Consider the following 17,946-nt stretch of genomic DNA (forward strand, 5'->3'; position numbering starts at 1 on the left):
AAATCGATAATAACGGCAAGGAGGTCCGCGACAGCGCCCTCTGCTGCCGATTATTGTCCGTGTTGACAAAAATATCCAGCGATATCCGGCGATATCCAGCGCGATAAATGAGAATGATTCTTGTTATTATTCTTCTGGGTTGCTATCATCCCTGCCTTTTGCACCGTTGGCGCCATCGCCGCCACGCCGCCGCCATTCGCCAGCCCGCCGGCCCGCCTTGCCGTGTTCACGCCAGCCACCCGGCCGCCCGCGCCGCCCCAACCAGCGCTGCACGCGCGCGCCTGCATTGCCCGGCATGCAGGTTCCCCTTGATTCATCCATAATAGAACTGGAAAAACATGACTGCAGCACGCCACGACGCCACCATTTTGAACGCGACCCCGACACCCTCCCTGCCCCGCAGCCAGCGCCTGAAAGCCGACACCATGGCCACGCACGAGGTGCTCGACAAGCGCATCATGGCCAGCAGCCCGTTCGACAACCCGCGCAATTACGCCCGCTTCCTGCAGGCGCAATATGCCTTCCTGCGCGATGTCGATGCGCTGTACGAGCATGCCGGCCTGGCCGACCTGCTGCCCGACCTGGAACAGCGCCGCCGCTACGCCAGCATCGCCGCCGACCTGCACGACCTGGAAGCGCCCCTGCCGGCGGATGCCGCCGAGCCGCCATTCGGCGCGGACCTGGACCTGGCCACCGCGCTGGGCTGGCTGTACGTCAGCGAAGGCTCGAAACTGGGCGCCGCCATCCTGTATAAACTGGCCGGCAAGATCGGCCTCGATGAGCACTTTGGCGCGCGCCACCTGGCCGGACACCCCGATGGCCGCGCGCGCCACTGGCGCGATTTCACGGCCGTCCTCGACACGGCGCCGCTCGACGCCAGCGGCGAAGCGCGCCTGATCGCCGGCGCGCGCGCCGCCTTCATGCGCATGCATGGCCATGTCGAGGCGTTCGCCTGATGGACGAAGAGCACGCCCAGCCCGCGCCGCGCGAGGCGCATGGCGTGCGCCTGCGCCGCTGGGCCTGGACCGCCGCCGGCGCACTGATGGTCATGCTGGGCATCATCGGCGCCATGCTGCCCGTGATGCCGACGACGATTTTCCTCATCCTCGCCCTGGCCTGCTTCAGCCGCGCCTCGCCGCGCCTGGAACACTGGCTGCTGCACCATCCGCGCTTTGGCGCGCCGCTGCGCCAGTGGCGCGCCCACCGGGCCGTCTCGCGGCGCGGCAAGGCCATGGCCTGCCTGGGCATGGCCATCGGTTTTGTCGCCATGTGCCTGGGCCATCCGCCGTGGTGGGTGATCGTCATGGTGGGCGGCATGGAAGTGGCCGTCATCATCTATCTGCTGCGCCGGCCCGAAGGCCCGCCAGGCGCCGGGGCAGAATCTGCTCAAGACAGCGGCCGTCGCGGGCAGTAAATCCGCACGCGCGGTGGAAAAAAAACCCAAAATCACCCGAACTGCGCATAACTGCCCGCCTATGCACGGCGACGCGGCGTCGAACTTTTCACCAGGATAGCGCCTCTGCCGCCGCCGTCACACGATTTAATTCGGCAAACCTGGCACTTTCCCGGTTTTTCCACTTGAAAATACCTGCATAGACATTATTTGCATATTCAAAGCAAGATTCTGTCGTAGGAGTAATAACACGATCGGAGGTATACTACGCAACCGACGTTACAGGCCGGGCGATTTGGCCCCTGCACAAGCGCCTGAAACGGTCCAATAAAAAAGGAAACACTGCATGACCACACCACACCGTACGCCGGTGATTCGCATTGATGGCGCGAACAAGACCTTCGCGCTGCCCAAGGGCGAACAATTCCACGCGGTCAAATCGGTCACGCTGGAAGTCTATCCCGGTGATATTTTCGGCCTGATCGGCAAGAGCGGCGCCGGCAAATCGACCTTGCTGCGCCTGATCAACCTGCTCGAACGCCCTGACAGCGGCAGCATTACCGTGGCCGGCCGCGAGCTGACCAGCCTGGGCAAGCGCGACTTGCGCGATGCGCGCCAGAATATCGGCATGATTTTCCAGCAGTTCAATCTGCTGCAAAACGCCAGCGTCTTCGACAACGTCGCCTTCCCGTTGAAAATCCATGGCACGGCCAAGGGCGAGCAGATCGCCGCGCGCGTCGAGGAGTGCCTGGCGCTGGTCGGCCTGTCCGACAAGCTGCACAGCTATCCGGCGCAATTGTCAGGCGGGCAGAAACAGCGCGTGGCCATCGCCCGCGCCCTGGCCAGCCATCCCGACGTGCTGCTGTGCGACGAGCCGACGTCCGCGCTGGACGCGGAAACGACGCGCGCGCTGCTCGACACACTGCGCGACATCAATGCGCGCCTCGGCGTGACCATCGTCATCGTCAGCCATGAGCTGTCGGTGCTGGGCGCCATCTGCAACCGCGTGGCGGTGGTGGAAAACGGCGCCATCGCCGAACAATTCGATTTGAGCGACACGGCCACCCCGCGCAAGACGGCGCTGGGACGCGAGCTGGCTTACTACGGCACCGAGGCGTTTGAAGCCACCGCATGGAAGGATGCAACACATGTTTGAAGAATCGATCAATAACGTCATCAACCTGCTGCCGGAAATCTGGGTGGCGCTGGGCCAGACCATGACCATGCTGGGCATCGGATTGACCGCCGCCATCCTGATCGGCGGCCCGCTGGGCATCCTGCTGTTCCTCGTCTCGGAAGGCCAGTCGCTGGAAAACCGCCCCCTGTCGATGATCCTCGGCTGGCTGGTGAATACCGTGCGCAGCTTCCCCTTCATCATCCTGCTGGTGGCCCTGACGCCGTTTACCCGCATCATCGCGGGCACCTCGATCGGCCCGCTGGCGGCCGCCGTGCCGCTGTCGTTCGCCGCCATTCCCTACCTGGCGCGCCTGGTGGAACAGAACCTGCGCGAAGTGCCGCGCGGCGTGATCGAGGCGGCGCACGCCATGGGCGCCTCGGAAATGCAGATCATCTTCCGCGTGCTGCTGGTGGAAGCGCGTTCCGGCCTGGTGCTGGCGCTGACCGTGCTGTCAATCAGCTTCCTGTCGTATTCGGCCGTGGCCGGCGTGGTGGGCGGCGGCGGCATCGGCGACCTGGCCATCCGCTACGGCTACTACCGCTTCGAGACGGACATCATGGTCGCCACGGTCGCCATCCTGATCGTGCTGGTGCAGACCATCCAGTTCGCCGGCACGCGCATCGCCAAGCGCCTCGACAAACGTTAACCCCATTCAGAACAAGGAAACACATGAACCACATTCGCCGCACCCTGCTCCTGGCCGCCGCCAGCCTGGCCTTCGCCACCGGCGCGCACGCCAAGGACCCGAAGGAAATCGTCATCGGCACCAGCTCCGGCCCGTACTCGGACCAGCTGAAGCTGGGCATCAAGCCGATCCTGGAAAAACAGGGCTACAAGGTCAAGATCGTCGAATTCAACGATTACGTGCAGCCGAACTACGCGCTGGCCGAAGGCTCGCTGGACGCCAACGTATTCCAGCACATCGTGTATCTGACCAAGTTCGCCACCGATAACAAGCTGCCGCTGAGCCCACTGATCACCGTGCCGACCACGCCGATCGCCCTGTACAGCAGCAAGCACAAATCGCTGGCCGAGGTGAAGAACGGTGCCACCATCACCATGCCGAACGACCCGACCAACCAGGCGCGCGCGCTGGTGGTGCTGGCCAAGATGGGCTGGATCAAGCTGAAACCGAACGTCGACCCGCTGCGCGCGTCCGAACGCGACGTGCTGGACAACCCGAAGAAGCTGAAACTGGTGCCGCTGGAAGCGGCGCAGCTGCCACGCTCGCTCGCTGACGCCGACTACGCCTTCGTCAACGGCAATTTCGCCCTGGCCGCCGGCATGAAACTGACCACCGCCCTGGCCGTGGAAAAGATCTCGGACAGCTACATCAACCTGGTGGCCATCCGCACGGCAGACAAGGGCAAGCCATGGGTAAAGGACCTGGAAGCGGCCTACCGCTCGCGCGCCTTCCTCGACGCGACGAACAAATACCTGGCCGGCTATGAAAAGACGGACTACCAGCTGGCGCTGGAAAAGACGCTGAAAAAATAAACCGGCGCATGCCATGCAAAAAGGACGGCCAAGCCGTCCTTTTTTATTGTCCGCGCCTTGCGGGCGCTATTCCGGCTTAGAAGCGGTAGCCGACGCCGACACCGATCAGGATAGGATCGACCTTGACTTCGCTGGCCTTGGCGCCGCTGATGAACACATCGCTGCGGATCTGCACTTTCTTGATGTCGAAGTTCAGCGACCAGTTCTTGTCGAGCTTGTAGTCGACGCCCGCTTGCAGCGCGAAGCCCCAGCTGTCGTGTTCCAGGCGGCCGGCGCCGTTCAGCAATTTCACATCCGAGATGTTGGTGTAGTTCACGCCCGCGCCAACGTAAGGGCTGAACTGTTTTTCCGGCATGAAGTGATATTGCAGCGACAGGGTCGGCGGCAAGTGCTTGAAGGTACCGATATTGTTGCCGTCGAGCTTGACGTCATGCTTTTGCGGATACGTCAGGATCAACTCGGCAGCGATATTGGGGGTAAAGAAATACGAGATATCGATTTCAGGAATCGTCTTGCTGGTGACATGCAAACGGTCGGATGCGCCGACGCCGCCGATCGGAGCAGACTTGTCGGCCGGGTCGATGTGCACGGCGCGCGCACGGACCAGCCATGGGCCTTCCTGTGCCATTGCGTTGCCGGCGCATGCGCCGATGGCGGCCAGGACGATTGCTGCTGCAGTTGCGGACTTTTTCATTCTAGTTCCCTCTTTTTGTCGTTAAGTAACGCTGCGAAGTCTAAGAGTGCAGTGCAACAAAAACTTTGATCCACATCAAATAGTGCTAGATGGCATCAATAGAGGGATTTTTTTCTTTGCCCAAGTCAAGAAAATGCCGCGGCGCATCAATGTACGCCGGCAAACAGGCTGGCGATCCAGTCGGCAAACACGCGCACGCGCGGCGACAGCTGGCGGTGATGCGGATACAGCACGGACACGGGCAGCGGATCGGGGCGCAGGTGCGCCAGCACTTCGACCAGAGCGCCCGCCGCCAGCGCCTGCTCCAGGTGATAGCGCGGGGCCTGGATCAAGCCCATGCCGGCGCGGCAGCAGGCGTGATACGCGTCCGCATTGTTGACGGAGACCGTGCCTGGCAAGGCCACGCTGTGGCGCTGCCCATCGGCCTTGAAATCGAAGGGCCAGACCTTGCCCGTCTGGGCGGAAAAGAAATTCACGGCCCGGTGCCCGTCCAGCTCGGCCAGGGTGCGCGGCGTGCCGTGGGCGGCCAGGTAGGCGGGGCTGGCGCACGTGATCTGTTCCAGCAGCGCCACGCGGCGCGCCACCATCGAGGAATCGCCCAGCTCCCCCACGCGCAGCACGCAGTCAACGCCTTCGCGCACCAGGTCGACGAGGCGGTCGCCCATGCCGATTTCCAGTTCGATCAATGGGTAGCGGGCGCAAAACCGATCCAGCACGGGCATGACAAAATGCATGCCCAGGGTGCTGTGCATGTCGATGCGCAGCTTGCCGGCCGGCTGCTGCGCCGCCGACGTGAACACGGATTCCGTCTCCTCCAGGTCGGCCAGCAGGCGCACGCAGCGCTGGTAATACGCCTCGCCATCCAGGGTCGGCGTGACCTGGCGCGTGGTCCGCTGCAGCAGGCGCACGTGCAGGCGCGTTTCGAGTTGCTTGATCGCATGCGTGACCGTGGCCTTCGGATAGCCGAGGTCATGCGCCGCCTGGGTGAAACTGCGCAACTCGACGATGCGCGTAAAGATGCGCATCGCATCAAATCGGTCCATGCCCTGCTCCATTGTTATTGCATGCTGCACAGTGTAGCGATATTACCGCTGGTTTTGCAATTTCGACGCATGGCACGCACTGGACAAGATGCGTGCGATGCACTCGCCCCTTGCGCCGATGTCACTGGTCCGCGGCCCCCTTGCGCGGCATACTGTTCCACTTCGCACATGAGAATGGTAATGATTATCATTTGCGATATAATGCGAAATCACGCGTGGGCGTGCGCTCAAGCGACTACAAAAAGGAATGGGAGACATGGATATATTGAGGGAACTGCGTGAATCGGGCTTGAAAGTGACCATCCCCCGCTTGCGGATTCTGCAGCTGTTTCAAGAAGGCACGATCAAGCACCTGAGCGCGGACGATGTGTATAAACTCTTGCTCGCCGAAAAGATCGACGTGGGCCTGGCCACCATCTACCGCGTGCTGATGCAGTTCGCCGAAGCGGGCATCCTGTTTCGCCGGCATTTCGAATCGGGCCATGCCGTCTTCGAGCTGAACGAAGGCCAGCACCACGACCACCTGGTCTGCACGGGCTGCGGCAAGGTCGATGAATTCGTCGACGAAGGCATCGAGCTGCGCCAGAACGAGATCGCCGCCGAGCGCGGCTTCGTGCTGCACGAGCATGCCTTGTCGCTGTACGGCACCTGCGCCGACTGCACGGCCAAGAAAGTGCCGCCACGCAAGCCCTCCTGAGTGCGGCGCGCAAGGTAGCGCCGTTCGGTCCGCCTGCGCTACACTGCATGCGCCGTGGCTTGATACAGGACAAAGGACCAGCATGTACATCGGAGAAATCGCCCGCCTGGCGGGCACCTCGCCCAAGGCCTTGCGCCACTATGAAGCGCTGGGCTTGCTGGGCGACGTGCGCCGTTCCGGCGCCTACCGCGTGTATACGCAGCAAGACCTGGTGCAGGTAAAACTCATCCGCCAGGCGCAGACGCTGGGCTTTCGCCTGGCCGAACTGCTGCCCATCCTGGCCGGCGACGATACGGACTGGGCCGCCCTGTCGCGGCACATCGCCGCCAAGCGCGCGCAACTGCAGGACGACATCGCCCGCCTGCGCCAGCTGGACGGGGAACTGGCCGGTATCGACGCGGAAATCCACGACTGCCTGGCGCGCCAGCGCCAGCCGGCAGCGGCATGACCGTGGCGCTTGACTCTGCCCCCAGGGGCAGGCTTTAGCATGCAAGCTCTTCTTTAACGGACAGCCTGCATCATGACCAAGACGACACCCAAGCGCATATTGATTCTCCTCGGCCACCCGTCCAGCGACAGTTTCTGCAGTGCGCTGGCCGATGCCTATGCCGAAGCGGCCCGCAGCGCAGGCCATAGCGTGCGCGCACTGCGCCTGGGCCAGCTGGACTTCGACCAGAACCTGCACGAAGGCTACCGCCAGGTGCAGCCGCTGGAGCCGGACTTGCTGGCGGCGCAGGAAGCCATCAGCTGGGCCGAACACCTGGTGTTCGCCTACCCGATCTGGTGGGGCGGCGCGCCGGCCCTGCTGAAGGGTTTTGTCGACCGCATCTTCCTGCCCGGCTTTGCCTTCAAATACCGCCCGGGCAAGGCGTTCCCGGCGCAGCTACTGAAAGGCCGCACGGCGCAGCTGCTGGTGGCGATGGATACGCCGCCCTGGTATTTCCGCTGGGTCTACCACATGCCCGGCATCCACCAGCTGCGCAAGACGACCCTGGAATTTTGCGGCGTCAAGCCCGTCAAGGTGGCCAGCTTCGGTCCCATGATCGATTCCACCGAGCAGCAGCGCGCGCGCTGGCTGGAGCAGGCGCGGGTGCTGGGCCGGCGCGCCTGAGTTGCTTGCCATGCAGCCATCTTGCATACGGTTTTGACAAGCTGGTAATCAAGCCGTCACATTCGGCGGCTACCATGATGATATTGCCTGTTTGTCAGTCGCCTTGCCGCCGTGACAAGCAAGGCGCCGATCGTCACCTAAAGGTAGCCGCCTGTGGAGTTCAACGCCTCTCGATTGCATCTTCCCCGTTTTCGCTCATCCGTCGCGTTTGACCTGTGCATCCCCACGGAATCGGTGCAGGCTGACGCCAGCAATTTCGCCGTGCTGGAACTGTTTACGGAACGCCGCGACATGATGAGCCTGCCCGTCACGGAGCAGCAGAAACCCATCGGCCTGATCAGCCGCAACATCTTCATGTCGCAAATGTCCAAGCCGTTTTATCACGAGGTGTACGGCAAGAAGAGCTGCATCGCCTTCATGGACAAAGAACCGCTGATCGTCGACGGCGCCATGAGCATCGAAGACCTCACCTTCCGCGCCGTGGAAGCCGGTGAAAAAGCCCTGGCCGACGGCTTCATCATCACCGAGGATGGCGCGCTGGCCGGCGTCGGCTTCGGCCTGCAGCTGATGAACGTGGTGGCCACCATGCAGGCGGAAAAGAACCGCCAGATCATGCACAGCATCGACTACGCCAGCGTGATCCAGCGCGCCCTGCTGCGCACCTCCGATGCGGAACTGCGCGCCACCCTGGCCGACGCGCACCTGGAGTGGCAGCCGCGCGACGTCGTCGGCGGCGACTTCTACTTTTTCGAGCGCCATGCGGGCGGCTGGTTTGCCGCCATCGCCGACTGCACCGGCCACGGCGTGCCCGGTGCCTTCATGACCCTGATCGCCTCGTCGGCCCTGAGCCAGGCCCTGCGCGAACGGGGACCGCATGACCCGGCCGCCCTGATCGGCGCCGTCAGCCGCGCCATCAAGACCTTGCTGGGCCAGGATGGCGCCGATACCAGCCACGCCGGCTCGAACGACGGCATGGACTGCGCCTTCCTGTGCTACGACGCGGCCAGCGCCAGCCTGCGTTTCGCGGGGGCGAAACTGGCCCTGCACGTGGTGGCGCCAGGCGCAGACGGCGTGCGCGCCATCGACGGCGCGCGCATGGGCGTGGGCTATGTCGACACGCCGGCCGGCTACTGCTGGCACAACGAAACGCTGGACGCGCCGGCGGGCAGCCTGCTGTTCCTCACCACCGACGGCTTGCTCGACCAGATCGGCGGCGCGCGCGACATCGCCTACGGCAAGCGGCGCATGCGCGAGCAGCTGCTGGCGCAGCGCGCAGCGCCGGCCCGCGACGTGGCGGCGGCGCTGCTGCGCGACAGCGCGGCGTGGCAGGGCAAGCAGCCGCGCCGCGATGACCTGACTTTTTTCTGTTTCCGCCTGTAGCCACCGGCGGCGGCGATCCACGACAACCCGCCGGGCAACCGGCCAGCCAGGAGCACGGACGTGCTGTACGAAGAATTCAACGAGTTTTGGGATGTGGCACGCAAGCGCAACATCATCTTTTTTTACGTGGGCTATTTCTCGCAGCACGTGGTCAGCGCCATCTCGGAAACCATCAAGGCGCGCCTCGACACGGCCGGCGCGGCCGGTCCCACGCGGCGGCGCATCTTTTCCTCGTTCATCGAGATGTCGCAGAACATCATGCACTATTCGGCCGACAGCCTGACGCCGGACGCGCAGCTGGACCAGCAGATGCGGCGCGGCTCGTTCTGCATCGGCACGCGCGGCGACAGCTTTTTCCTGCTGTGCGCCAACCCCGTCTCGACGGACAACGTGGCGCAGATCCGCGCCCGCCTGGAACCGCTGCACAGCATGACGATGGACGAGATCCGCCTGGCCTACAAGAAGGCCCTGCGCGAGGAAGCGCCCGCCGACAGCAAGGGCGCGGGACTGGGCTTCCTCACCATGGCGCGCGACGCCAGCGAGCCGCTGGAATTCGAATTCGTCCAGGATCCGCAGGAGCCTGGCCATACCATCTTCTGCATCAAAGCCATCATTTAAAAGAGCCGACTCAGGAAAGCATATGCCATTACCGCCACCACTGTTCATCGCCGCGACCCCCAGTTCGCCCGAAATCGACTTCCGTTTCGAACAGCACGCGCTGTCGATCAAGGGCGAATCGTATCCGGAAAACGCGGCCGCCTTCTACGGCCCGCTGATCGCCGCCGTGCGCGCCTACCTGGAAGGCTGCCGCGACGCGGTCATCACCGTGAATGTCTCGCTGGCCTACTTCAACAGCTCCAGCACGAAGATGCTGTTCACCCTGTTCGACACCCTGAACCAGGCGGCCATCGACGGCAACCAGGTGCGCCTGAACTGGTACCACGACGAGGACGACGACACCATCCTGGAATTCGGCCAGGAACTGCAGCAGGACTTCACGGCGCTGGACTTCCAGGATCACGCCGTGAGCGGCAGTTAAGACATGCGCGCCGCACTCTCCGAAGCCGAACTGGAACCCGACCTGTTCACCGTCGAAGCGGCGGCGCTGGCCGCCGCGCGCCGCATGCACGCCGACGCCGGCGCCTCGGGCGAGGAACAGCGCCGCGTGCTTGGCGAACTGATCAATCACTATGAACGGCTGATGCGCGAGACGCGGCGCCTGATCGGCCGCAGCGACCGCGCCGAGCGCGACATGCATCTGCTGAACCGGCAATTGCAGACGCTGGCCGGCCAGCTCGAATACCGCGCCACGCACGACCCGCTGACGGGCGCCCTGAACCGCGGCGCCGTGATCGACCATGCCTCGCGCTGCCTGGAACAGGGCGACATGGCCCTGATCGTGCTCGACATCGACCTGTTCAAGCAGGTCAACGACGACTTCGGCCACCCGGCCGGCGATGGCGTGATCCAGGCCGTGGTCGACTGCCTGAAGGGCTTGTTGGGACAGGAAACGGCCATCGGCCGGGTCGGCGGCGAAGAGTTTTCCGTGGTGTGGCCCACCACCTCGCGCGACGACGCGGCGAAAGTGGCGCAGCGCATCTGCGACACGGTGGGCCGCCAGCGCCATGCGGCGCCCATCACGCGCCCCATCACCGTCAGCGTGGGCCTGAGCTGGAACCGCGCCGGCACGGCGTTCGAGACGGCCTACAGCCATGCCGACCAGGCCCTGTACCAGGCCAAGCGCGAAGGACGCAACTGCGTGCGCCAGTGGCTGGAAAGCTGAAGCGGCGGCGCTAGCGCAGCTGGTCGCGCGCCATGCTGCCGTCGCGGCGCATGGCCGCCGCCGCGCGCTGCATGGCCGCCGCCTGCGCCTCGGGCACCTTGAGGTTGCAGGCCAGGTAGGTCTGCACGCGGTTGAAGGTCAGCAGCGGCACCACCTTGTTTTCCCACGCCTTGCCGGCAAACGGCTTGCTGCCCACGGCCATGCCGACGGCCCACAGGTCGATACGCCCCAGCAGCAGCTTTTGCGGATTGAGCCACTCCTGCGTCACGGGCGCCACGTTCATGCCGTGCTGGCGCAGATAGTCGTCGCGCGCATCGCCCAGCACCGTGCCGATGACCAGGCCGCGCGCATCGGCCAGCGTGTGCAGGGCCAGGCGCCGCTCGGCCAGGCCGTACAGCACCCATTCGGCTTCATTGAGGGGACCGATCCAGCGGAATTGAGCTTCGCGCTCCTGCGTGCGCGAAGTGGAAAAAAGACAGGTGTCCGCCTCGCGCAGCGCCTGCGCGTATGCACGCTTCCACGGCAGCAGCTCGATGCTGTAGCTGATGCCGGCACGCGCCATGATCTCGCGCACCTTGCGCGTTTCGCGTCCGACGACGGTCTCTCCCTCCATCATGCTCGACGGCGGCAAGTGCTCGCCGACGATGCGCAGACCCGCCCCCGCTGCCGCTGCGGGCTCCAGCAATGCCGCTGCCAGCAGCCATGCCATCCCTCGTTGTTTCATGCTTGCTTTCATCTGCCACAGGGTACCGGCTCCGATGTTACCACCGGCCTTGGCTTGCCATCGCCAAATCTTACCAATTAAACCATTGTTTTTCGGCAACGTGGCAAGGGGCCAACGCCGGCAGGCGCGCCATGCGGCAGGCAGGGAATCGGGAGGGGAATAACTGGCGGAAAACAGTAGGAGTCGAACCTACGGGAGAACGTCTGACGCCCTCCACCGGGTTTGAAGCCCGGCCACATCACCGGATGAGTGTGCTTTCCGCGGTGCCTGAGCTAACTATCGGGCAAGGCTGCCGTGTAGGACCACAGCGCTTGCGGGCGCAATAAATGCCCATTGCCAACACGGCGAGTATAACCGACGCGGTCGAAAAATTCCAAGACCTGGATCGCCCGCTTGCGGCCCAGGCCGCTGGCATCGCGGAAGGTGGCCGCGCCGACGGCGCCTCCGCCCGCCGGCAAGCCCGCTTCCTCTTCCGCCTTGCGCGCCAGTTCGCGCACCAGCTGCGCCAGGTCGGCCAGCGCGGCAGGATGGTAGAACAGGTCGTGCACCACCTGACTGATCTGGCCCGCCTTGGCCAGTTTTCGCAACAGCCTGCGGGTGTCATCCTCGGCCAGGCCGAAGTCGCGCGCCAGGTCGCGCGTCCACAGCGGATCGAAACGGCCTTCCTGCAGGGCCGCCAGCAGCGGTTCGGCCAGCGCCTGCTCCTGCGGCGTGAGCTCCACGCTGTGCGTCGGCAGGTGCAGGCTGGCGCCGCGCGCCTGCACGGCCCCCTGCGCCAGCAGATCGTCGACCAGGCGGCTCCACAAGGCGTCTTCCATCTCGGCGTCGACGATGCGCTTCAGGCGCCACAGTTCCGGCCCCGCTTCATCGGGGCTGCGCGCATGGAAGGCCTCCAGTGCGGCCAGCACGCGCTGCGCCAACGCGTCCAGCGCCGCCGGCGCCAGCAGCAAGGCGTCTTCGCCGCGCAGGGCGATGCGCCGCGTGCCGGGCGGCAGCGCGATGGCATGCGCCGGCAGCAGCGACAGGCGCACCAGCAGGGATTCGCGCAAGCCCAGCGGACTTTGCCCCAGCAGGGCCGCCGTGTCGCCGTGCGCGACAAACGCGGCCAGCGCATCGAGCCAGGCCAGGCGCGCGGGACTGCGCCGCTTGCGCGCGGGCCCGAACGGGTCGAGCACCATGCCGCCGCCCACCGTCTGCGTCGCTTGCGCATTGCGCACGACAAAACGGTCGCCCGGCACGCCATGCATGGGCGCATCGAACACCAGCTGCACCCTGCCCGTCTGTCCCGGCGAGAGCGTCTCGCCATCGAGCATGACGGCGCGCGCCAGCTGGTGCGCCGCGCCCAGGTGCACGTGCAGCGGCGACCAGGCTTTCAGTTGCACGCCCGCGTCGGGAAGCAGGGTCAGTTCCACGTCGAGGCGTTCGGAACACTGCGCCAGCGCCGGGGCGACGATCCAGTTGCCCCGTTCGATGCGTTCGCGGGCGATGCCGGCCAGGTTCAGCGCCAGGCGCTGCCCCGCCATGCCCGTGTCGGCCGCGCGGTTTTGCGCATGGATGCTGCGCACGCGCGCCTGCGCGTCGCCGGGCACCAGCTGCAGGCTGTCGCCCACGCGCGCCCTGCCCGCCAGCGCCGTGCCAGTGATGACCGTGCCCTGGCCCGACAAGGTAAACACGCGGTCCACGCCGAGGCGGAACAGGCGCCGCTCGTCGCGCTGCGGCAGGCTGCGCGCCACTTGCGTCAGGTGCGCCAGCAGGGCCGCCACGCCGGGATCGTTGTCCACGCTGGCGGCGGTGGGGAAGATGGGGCTGCCAGCGAGCGGCATGCCGGCCAGCAGCGCCTCGATGTCCGCCTCCACCTGCGCCACGCGGGCGCTGTCGGCGCGGTCGATCTTGGTCAGCGCCACGGCGCCGCGCGTCACGCCCAGCAGCTGCAGGATCGCCAGGTGCTCGTGCGTCTGCGGCATGATGCCATCGTCGGCCGCCACCACCAGCAGGGCGAAGTCGATGCCCGTCACGCCGGAGGCCATGGTGCGGATGAATTTTTCGTGGCCCGGCACGTCGATCACGCCCAGCACCGTGCCGTCGGCCAGCGGCAGATAGGCGTAGCCCAGTTCAATCGAAATGCCGCGCGCCTGCTCTTCCTTCAGGCGGTCCGTATGCACGCCCGTCAGCGCGCGCGTGAGCGTCGTCTTGCCATGGTCGATATGGCCTGCGGTGCCGATGATCATGCGGACAACTCGTCGATCTGCGCGATGAAGGCCGCTTCGTGGGGCCCTTCCAGGCAGCGCAGGTCCAGCCATAAGGTGTCCTGGCCGATGCGCCCGATCACGGGCCGCGGCAAGGCGCGCAGGCGCTGTTCCAGCACGCCCAGCGGATTGCTCAGGCGCGAACCGGGGGCGCTGCGGATGGCCAGGCCAAAGCTGGGCAGCTGGTCGACGGGCAAGGCGCCGCTGCCGATCTGGCTTTGCATCGCTTCGGCCGTGACGGCGTAGGCCGTGCCCAGCGCCCGCTGCCACTGCGGCAGCAGTTTTTCGGCCTGCGCGCGCATGGCGGCCGCAGGACGCGTCAGCAGGCGCAAGGTGGTCAAACGCTCGGCCAGCAAGTCCGGCGCGCGGTACAGCTGCAGCACCGGCTCCAGGGCCGCCAGGGTCAGCTTGCCCACGCGCAGCGCGCGCTTCAGGGGATTGCGCTTGATTTTCGCGATCAGGTCGGCGCGCCCGACGATGACGCCGCATTGGGGCCCGCCCAGCAGCTTGTCGCCGCTGAAGGTCACCAGGTCGGCGCCCGCTTCGATGGTTTCGCGCACCGTCGTTTCATGCGGCAAGCCATACTGGGCCAGGTCGACCAGGGTGCCGCTGCCCAGGTCCACGGCCGTGGGCAGGCCATGCTGCGCCGCCAGCGGCACCAGCGCATCGAGTTCCACGCTCTTGGTAAAACCCGTGATGGCGTAATTGCTGCAATGGACCTTCATCAGCAGGCTGGTATGCTCGTTGATGCCGTGCGCGTAATCGGCCAGGTGCGTGCGGTTGGTGCTGCCCACTTCGCGCAGCACGGCGCCGGCGCGCGTCATGACGTCGGGGATGCGGAAGGCGCCGCCGATTTCCACCAGCTCGCCGCGCGAGACGATCACCTCTTTGCCCTGCGCCAGCGTATTCAACATCAGCAGCACGGCGGCCGCGTTGTTATTGACGATGGTGGCCGCCTCGGCGCCCGTCAGCTCGCGCAGCAATTCCTCGACCAGGTCGTCGCGGTCGCCGCGCTTGCCCGTCTCCAGGTCGAATTCCAGGTTCATCGGCCATTGCAGGGCTTCCACCACGGCTTGCACGGCGGCGTCGGGCAGCAGGGCCCGGCCCAGGTTCGTGTGCAGCACCGTGCCCGTCAGGTTGAAGACGGCGCGCAAGTGCGAACGCGACTGCGCTTGCAGCCGCTCGTCCACTTGCGCGACGATGGCGGCGATCGATGCGCCCTCGTCGCCGGAGTCGCCACCACCCGCGCCCGCCAGCATGGCCGCGCGCAGCTCGGCCAGCAGCGCCCTGGCGCAGGCCAGGGTCTGAACCCGCCCATGCTCGGCGATGAGTGCCTGGCAGGCCGCATCGGCGAGGATGCGGTCCACCGACGGCAGGCGCACGGTCTGCCCCGTCGTCATGCCTGCGGGTCCCCGCTGCTTTCGCTCTTCCCCAGCCACAGCAGCGGATTGCCGCTGGCGCGCTGGTAGCCCGCCTCGCCCACCAGCAGGTCGAGCATCAGGCTGGCCAGGTCGTCGGCCAGCGGTTCCACGTGGTAGTCGTGCTCCTGGTTGAAGACCTTGCGGTAGGTATGGCAATCATCGCAGGTTTCCGCGCGCGCCACCTTCTTCGGATCGTTCGCCTTGTTCGGCAATTTGTCGTCCTTCGCCGTCACGGGGTCGAACGGCGCGGCGTCGGCCGCGTCGAGGCCCTGGTAGGCGATCTTGCCATTCTGCTCGCAGGTCGAGCACTTCACGCGCACCATATGCCATTCGCTTTCGCAGATGCCGCAGTGCAGGTAGCGGTAGCCTTGCGACTGGCCGCCGATGCGGATCACGCTGGCGACGGGATGCGAGCCGCAGACGGGGCACAGGGTGCCCGTTTCCAGGTCCGGCACGCGCGTGGCGCGCAGCTGGCTGGCCGACGTCGACCACAGCACTTGCAGGGCCGCGGCGACGAATGGCGCATGCATGGGGTTGAGGTGGTCGCCGTTCTCGTCGAGCACGGCGTCGGCGCAGGCGTCGAGCGCTGCTTCATCGAGCGCGCGCAGCTGCGCCAGCACCTGCGTCAGGCCGCCCGAGAGGGCCGGCTGGCTGGCTGCCGTGGCGGCCAGTTCGTCGAGCAGGCGGTTGAAAATGTCGCGCCAGATCGGCGGACGGGCGCCGTTGACGGGCAGCACCGGCATGCGGTGGGCCATGGCGCGGCGCAGCACCTCGGCGTCGGCCACGGGCACGGCGCCGGGCGCCAGCTTGGCGACGACGGCGGCCTGCGCATCGGCCAGCGCGGCCATCAGCACCAGGTAGCCCTGCATGCCCGCATCGACGGGAATGCCCTTGATCTTGCCCTGCGCCAGTTCGCGCAAGCGCAAGGCGCGCGCCGTAAACAGGCTGCCGGGCTGCGGCAGCAGCAGGCGCGGAATCGCGTTATGGTCCAGGCCTTCGATTTCGCCTGGCTGGAGTATGCGTTGTACCAATGGAGTTTTCCCATCAAAAAAGGCCGAGTACATTCGGCGAGCCCATCCGACGGATGCGGCTGTGTTTCGAAACTATTTTAATCGATAAAGAGAAAGGGCCGATCCTGTGGGACCGGCCCCGGCTCTTGCAGCGGGTGTGACTTACAACAGCTTAATCCTTGCTGTTGCGCATCTCCGCCTCAAACCACCGCGGATGGTGCTTGCGCGCCCAGCCGTAGGTGACGGTGCCGCGCACCATGGCGCCGATCGAGCCCTTGACCCACAGGGCCGCGTAGATGTGCACGATGATGGCGCAGATGATGCCGAACGCGCACACCGCATGCAGCAGGGCGGCCGCGCGGATCACGGGGATCGGGAAGTAGAACGCGAAGTACGCGCGCCAGATCACGATACCCGACAGCAACAATCCCAGCATGCACGCCAGCAGCACGAAGAACAGGATCTTCTGGCCGGCATTGTACTTGCCGATCTTCGGCAGCTTTTCCTCGCGGTTGTTAAGCACGTCGTCCATCTGCTTCAGCCACTGCTTGTCGCCGTCCTCGAACTTGTTGTGGTGCCAGAAGCGCAGCACCAGGATGGCGAACGAGACGAACATCACCAGGCCGGCGAACGGATGCAGGATGCGCGTCCATTGCCCGCCGCCGAACAGGTTCGCCAGCCACGCCATCGACGGATGGAACATGGCCAGGCCGGACAGGGCCAGCATGACGAAAGTGATGGCCGTGACCCAGTGATTCGTGCGCTCGTTGGGATTGTAGCGCTGGATCAGCGGGTTGCCATCCTTGTCGTACAGCTTGCCATCGTGCAGATCACTGTGCTGTTCATGATGATTCATGCTGCCCCTCCTTGATGCGCTTGGCCTCGTCCAGGGCTTCGCGCTCTTCATCCTTGCTCACTTCGTTCGGACCGACCCGCGTGTAGTGGAACAGGCCCGCCAGCGCCGTGGCCGCCATGCCGGCGACGGCCAGCGGCTTGGCCCAGCCCTTCCAGAAGCCCACCATCAAGCTGATGCTCGGCTTGTCCGGCAGGTTGGAATACAGGCGCGGCTTGTCGGCATGGTGCAGCACGTACATCACGTGCGTGCCGCCCACGCCCAGCGGATCGTACAGGCCGGCGTTCTCGAAACCGCGCGACTTCAGGTCGACGATGCGTTCTTCCGCATGCACCTTCATGTCTTCCTTGGTGCCGAAGACGATGGCGCCCGTCGGGCAGGTCTTTACGCAGGCCGGTTCCTGGCCCACGGCCACGCGGTCCGAGCAGAGCGTGCACTTGTAGGCGCGGTCGTCCTTTTTCGAGATGCGGGGCACGTCGAAAGGACAGCCGGCCACGCAGTAGCCGCAGCCGATGCAGTTTTCCTGGTGGAAATCCACGATGCCGTTGGTGTACTGCACGATGGCGCCCGGCGCCGGGCAGGCTTTCAGGCAGCCCGGGTCCTCGCAGTGCATGCAGCCATCCTTGCGGATCAGCCACTCGAGGTTGCCGTCGTTGCTTTCGTGTTCGGCAAAGCGCATCACCGTCCACGATTGCGGCGTCAGGTCCGTCGGATTGTCGTAGGTGCCATGGTTTTCGCCGACCTCGTCACGCAGGTCGTTCCATTCCATGCACGCCGTCTGGCAAGCCTTGCAGCCGATGCATTTCGACACATCGATCAGCTTGGCCACCGTGCCCGTCACGGGGGAACGCGCTTGCGGCGGCGTCACCGTGGTGGCGGACAGGCGCCGGATATCTAAGGATTGCAGTGCCATTATC

At 65.4% G+C, this 17,946-nt stretch carries 20 protein-coding genes and 1 tRNA gene; 12 read left to right on the forward strand and 9 right to left on the reverse strand.

What is annotated here, in order from left to right; genetic code table 11:
* The first annotated feature begins 338 nt into the window (after window positions 1-338).
* The 5 genes from BM193_RS01145 (at window position 339) to BM193_RS01165 (ending at window position 4,067) form a co-directional block, all read left to right on the forward strand.
* Entirely contained in the window at window positions 339-956 is a 618-nt protein-coding gene (locus tag BM193_RS01145; protein ID WP_092794622.1) for a biliverdin-producing heme oxygenase, read from the forward strand.
* Window positions 956-1,414, forward strand: coding sequence for a YbaN family protein (locus BM193_RS01150; protein ID WP_092794625.1), 459 nt, complete (start codon window positions 956-958; stop codon window positions 1,412-1,414). Before BM193_RS01145 ends, BM193_RS01150 begins: the two co-directional genes overlap by 1 nt.
* Before the next feature lie 325 nt (window positions 1,415-1,739).
* Window positions 1,740-2,549: a methionine ABC transporter ATP-binding protein gene (locus tag BM193_RS01155; RefSeq protein ID WP_092794627.1), complete on the forward strand. Its 810-nt coding sequence runs from the start codon at window positions 1,740-1,742 to the stop codon at window positions 2,547-2,549.
* Entirely contained in the window at window positions 2,542-3,216 is a 675-nt protein-coding gene (locus tag BM193_RS01160; RefSeq protein WP_035820173.1) for a methionine ABC transporter permease, read from the forward strand. Before BM193_RS01155 ends, BM193_RS01160 begins: the two co-directional genes overlap by 8 nt.
* Window positions 3,217-3,239: 23 nt before the next feature.
* Window positions 3,240-4,067 carry a MetQ/NlpA family ABC transporter substrate-binding protein gene (locus BM193_RS01165; RefSeq protein WP_092794630.1) on the forward strand — a complete coding sequence of 276 codons (828 nt, stop codon included), beginning with the start codon at window positions 3,240-3,242 and terminating at the stop codon, window positions 4,065-4,067.
* Between the two features lie 76 nt (window positions 4,068-4,143).
* Here BM193_RS01165 and BM193_RS01170 read toward each other — a convergent pair whose 3' ends face one another.
* Both BM193_RS01170 and BM193_RS01175 read right to left on the reverse strand, forming a co-directional pair.
* Complete coding sequence (locus BM193_RS01170) at window positions 4,144-4,761, reverse strand: OmpW/AlkL family protein (protein WP_092794632.1); 618 nt, start codon at window positions 4,759-4,761, stop codon at window positions 4,144-4,146.
* Window positions 4,762-4,907: 146 nt separating this feature from the next.
* Window positions 4,908-5,804, reverse strand: a complete 897-nt coding sequence (locus BM193_RS01175) for a LysR family transcriptional regulator (protein ID WP_092796937.1) — start codon at window positions 5,802-5,804, stop codon at window positions 4,908-4,910.
* Between the two features lie 256 nt (window positions 5,805-6,060).
* On the opposite strand from BM193_RS01175, the gene fur reads away from it, so the two are divergent.
* From fur to BM193_RS01210, 7 genes are all read left to right on the forward strand, one after another.
* Window positions 6,061-6,501, forward strand: coding sequence for a ferric iron uptake transcriptional regulator (gene fur, locus BM193_RS01180; protein WP_092794635.1), 441 nt, complete (start codon window positions 6,061-6,063; stop codon window positions 6,499-6,501).
* 82 nt (window positions 6,502-6,583) lie between these two features.
* Complete coding sequence (locus tag BM193_RS01185) at window positions 6,584-6,949, forward strand: MerR family transcriptional regulator (protein WP_092794638.1); 366 nt, start codon at window positions 6,584-6,586, stop codon at window positions 6,947-6,949.
* Between the two features lie 72 nt (window positions 6,950-7,021).
* A complete protein-coding gene (locus tag BM193_RS01190) occupies window positions 7,022-7,612 on the forward strand; it encodes an NAD(P)H-dependent oxidoreductase (RefSeq protein ID WP_092794640.1) in 591 nt (196 codons plus the stop codon).
* Window positions 7,613-7,786: 174 nt separating this feature from the next.
* Entirely contained in the window at window positions 7,787-8,992 is a 1,206-nt protein-coding gene (locus BM193_RS01195) for a SpoIIE family protein phosphatase (RefSeq protein WP_217638402.1), read from the forward strand.
* Between the two features lie 60 nt (window positions 8,993-9,052).
* On the forward strand, window positions 9,053-9,610 hold the full coding sequence (locus BM193_RS01200; RefSeq protein WP_092794647.1) for a SiaB family protein kinase: 558 nt from the start codon (window positions 9,053-9,055) through the stop codon (window positions 9,608-9,610).
* A gap of 22 nt (window positions 9,611-9,632) precedes the next feature.
* Window positions 9,633-10,031 (forward strand): DUF1987 domain-containing protein, encoded by a 399-nt coding sequence (locus BM193_RS01205; RefSeq protein WP_092794650.1) that lies wholly within the window; start codon window positions 9,633-9,635, stop codon window positions 10,029-10,031.
* 3 nt (window positions 10,032-10,034) lie between these two features.
* Complete coding sequence (locus BM193_RS01210) at window positions 10,035-10,775, forward strand: GGDEF domain-containing protein (protein ID WP_092794654.1); 741 nt, start codon at window positions 10,035-10,037, stop codon at window positions 10,773-10,775.
* 10 nt (window positions 10,776-10,785) lie between these two features.
* Here the strand turns inward: BM193_RS01210 and BM193_RS01215 are convergent, their stop codons facing one another.
* The 7 genes from BM193_RS01215 to fdxH form a co-directional block, all read right to left on the reverse strand.
* A complete protein-coding gene (locus BM193_RS01215) occupies window positions 10,786-11,499 on the reverse strand; it encodes a substrate-binding periplasmic protein (RefSeq protein ID WP_254785777.1) in 714 nt (237 codons plus the stop codon).
* A gap of 164 nt (window positions 11,500-11,663) precedes the next feature.
* A tRNA-Sec gene (locus tag BM193_RS01220) sits at window positions 11,664-11,759 on the reverse strand.
* A 12-nt stretch (window positions 11,760-11,771) separates the two neighbouring features.
* The gene (selB, locus tag BM193_RS01225; protein WP_092794659.1) at window positions 11,772-13,727 is read right to left on the reverse strand and encodes a selenocysteine-specific translation elongation factor; all 1,956 of its coding nucleotides are present in this window, start codon (window positions 13,725-13,727) and stop codon (window positions 11,772-11,774) included.
* Window positions 13,724-15,145 carry an L-seryl-tRNA(Sec) selenium transferase gene (gene selA, locus BM193_RS01230; protein WP_092794660.1) on the reverse strand — a complete coding sequence of 474 codons (1,422 nt, stop codon included), beginning with the start codon at window positions 15,143-15,145 and terminating at the stop codon, window positions 13,724-13,726. The genes selB and selA overlap by 4 nt, the downstream gene beginning before the upstream one ends.
* Window positions 15,142-16,197, reverse strand: coding sequence for a formate dehydrogenase accessory protein FdhE (gene fdhE / locus BM193_RS01235; protein WP_092794663.1), 1,056 nt, complete (start codon window positions 16,195-16,197; stop codon window positions 15,142-15,144). Before fdhE ends, selA begins: the two co-directional genes overlap by 4 nt.
* Before the next feature lie 151 nt (window positions 16,198-16,348).
* Window positions 16,349-17,032 (reverse strand): formate dehydrogenase subunit gamma, encoded by a 684-nt coding sequence (locus tag BM193_RS01240; RefSeq protein WP_092794666.1) that lies wholly within the window; start codon window positions 17,030-17,032, stop codon window positions 16,349-16,351.
* Window positions 17,019-17,942 carry a formate dehydrogenase subunit beta gene (gene fdxH, locus BM193_RS01245; protein ID WP_071322926.1) on the reverse strand — a complete coding sequence of 308 codons (924 nt, stop codon included), beginning with the start codon at window positions 17,940-17,942 and terminating at the stop codon, window positions 17,019-17,021. Before fdxH ends, BM193_RS01240 begins: the two co-directional genes overlap by 14 nt.
* Window positions 17,943-17,946 lie beyond the last annotated feature (4 nt).

This window comes from Janthinobacterium sp. 344, from assembly GCF_900112025.1.
GTDB lineage: Bacteria > Pseudomonadota > Gammaproteobacteria > Burkholderiales > Burkholderiaceae_D > Janthinobacterium.

Excerpts from the sequence above, each read along its gene's own strand:
- BM193_RS01145 (WP_092794622.1), top strand. The coding sequence starts at position 339 with ATGACTGCAGCACGCCACGACGCCACCATTTTGAACGCGACCCCGACA.
- BM193_RS01150 (WP_092794625.1), top strand. The coding sequence starts at position 956 with ATGGACGAAGAGCACGCCCAGCCCGCGCCGCGCGAGGCGCATGGCGTG.
- BM193_RS01155 (WP_092794627.1), top strand. The coding sequence starts at position 1,740 with ATGACCACACCACACCGTACGCCGGTGATTCGCATTGATGGCGCGAAC.
- BM193_RS01160 (WP_035820173.1), top strand. The coding sequence starts at position 2,542 with ATGTTTGAAGAATCGATCAATAACGTCATCAACCTGCTGCCGGAAATC.
- BM193_RS01165 (WP_092794630.1), top strand. The coding sequence starts at position 3,240 with ATGAACCACATTCGCCGCACCCTGCTCCTGGCCGCCGCCAGCCTGGCC.
- BM193_RS01170 (WP_092794632.1), bottom strand. The coding sequence starts at position 4,761 with ATGAAAAAGTCCGCAACTGCAGCAGCAATCGTCCTGGCCGCCATCGGC.
- BM193_RS01175 (WP_092796937.1), bottom strand. The coding sequence starts at position 5,804 with ATGGACCGATTTGATGCGATGCGCATCTTTACGCGCATCGTCGAGTTG.
- fur (WP_092794635.1), top strand. The coding sequence starts at position 6,061 with ATGGATATATTGAGGGAACTGCGTGAATCGGGCTTGAAAGTGACCATC.
- BM193_RS01185 (WP_092794638.1), top strand. The coding sequence starts at position 6,584 with ATGTACATCGGAGAAATCGCCCGCCTGGCGGGCACCTCGCCCAAGGCC.
- BM193_RS01190 (WP_092794640.1), top strand. The coding sequence starts at position 7,022 with ATGACCAAGACGACACCCAAGCGCATATTGATTCTCCTCGGCCACCCG.
- BM193_RS01205 (WP_092794650.1), top strand. The coding sequence starts at position 9,633 with ATGCCATTACCGCCACCACTGTTCATCGCCGCGACCCCCAGTTCGCCC.
- BM193_RS01210 (WP_092794654.1), top strand. The coding sequence starts at position 10,035 with ATGCGCGCCGCACTCTCCGAAGCCGAACTGGAACCCGACCTGTTCACC.
- BM193_RS01215 (WP_254785777.1), bottom strand. The coding sequence starts at position 11,499 with ATGAAACAACGAGGGATGGCATGGCTGCTGGCAGCGGCATTGCTGGAG.
- selB (WP_092794659.1), bottom strand. The coding sequence starts at position 13,727 with ATGATCATCGGCACCGCAGGCCATATCGACCATGGCAAGACGACGCTC.
- selA (WP_092794660.1), bottom strand. The coding sequence starts at position 15,145 with ATGACGACGGGGCAGACCGTGCGCCTGCCGTCGGTGGACCGCATCCTC.
- BM193_RS01240 (WP_092794666.1), bottom strand. The coding sequence starts at position 17,032 with ATGAATCATCATGAACAGCACAGTGATCTGCACGATGGCAAGCTGTAC.
- fdxH (WP_071322926.1), bottom strand. The coding sequence starts at position 17,942 with ATGGCACTGCAATCCTTAGATATCCGGCGCCTGTCCGCCACCACGGTG.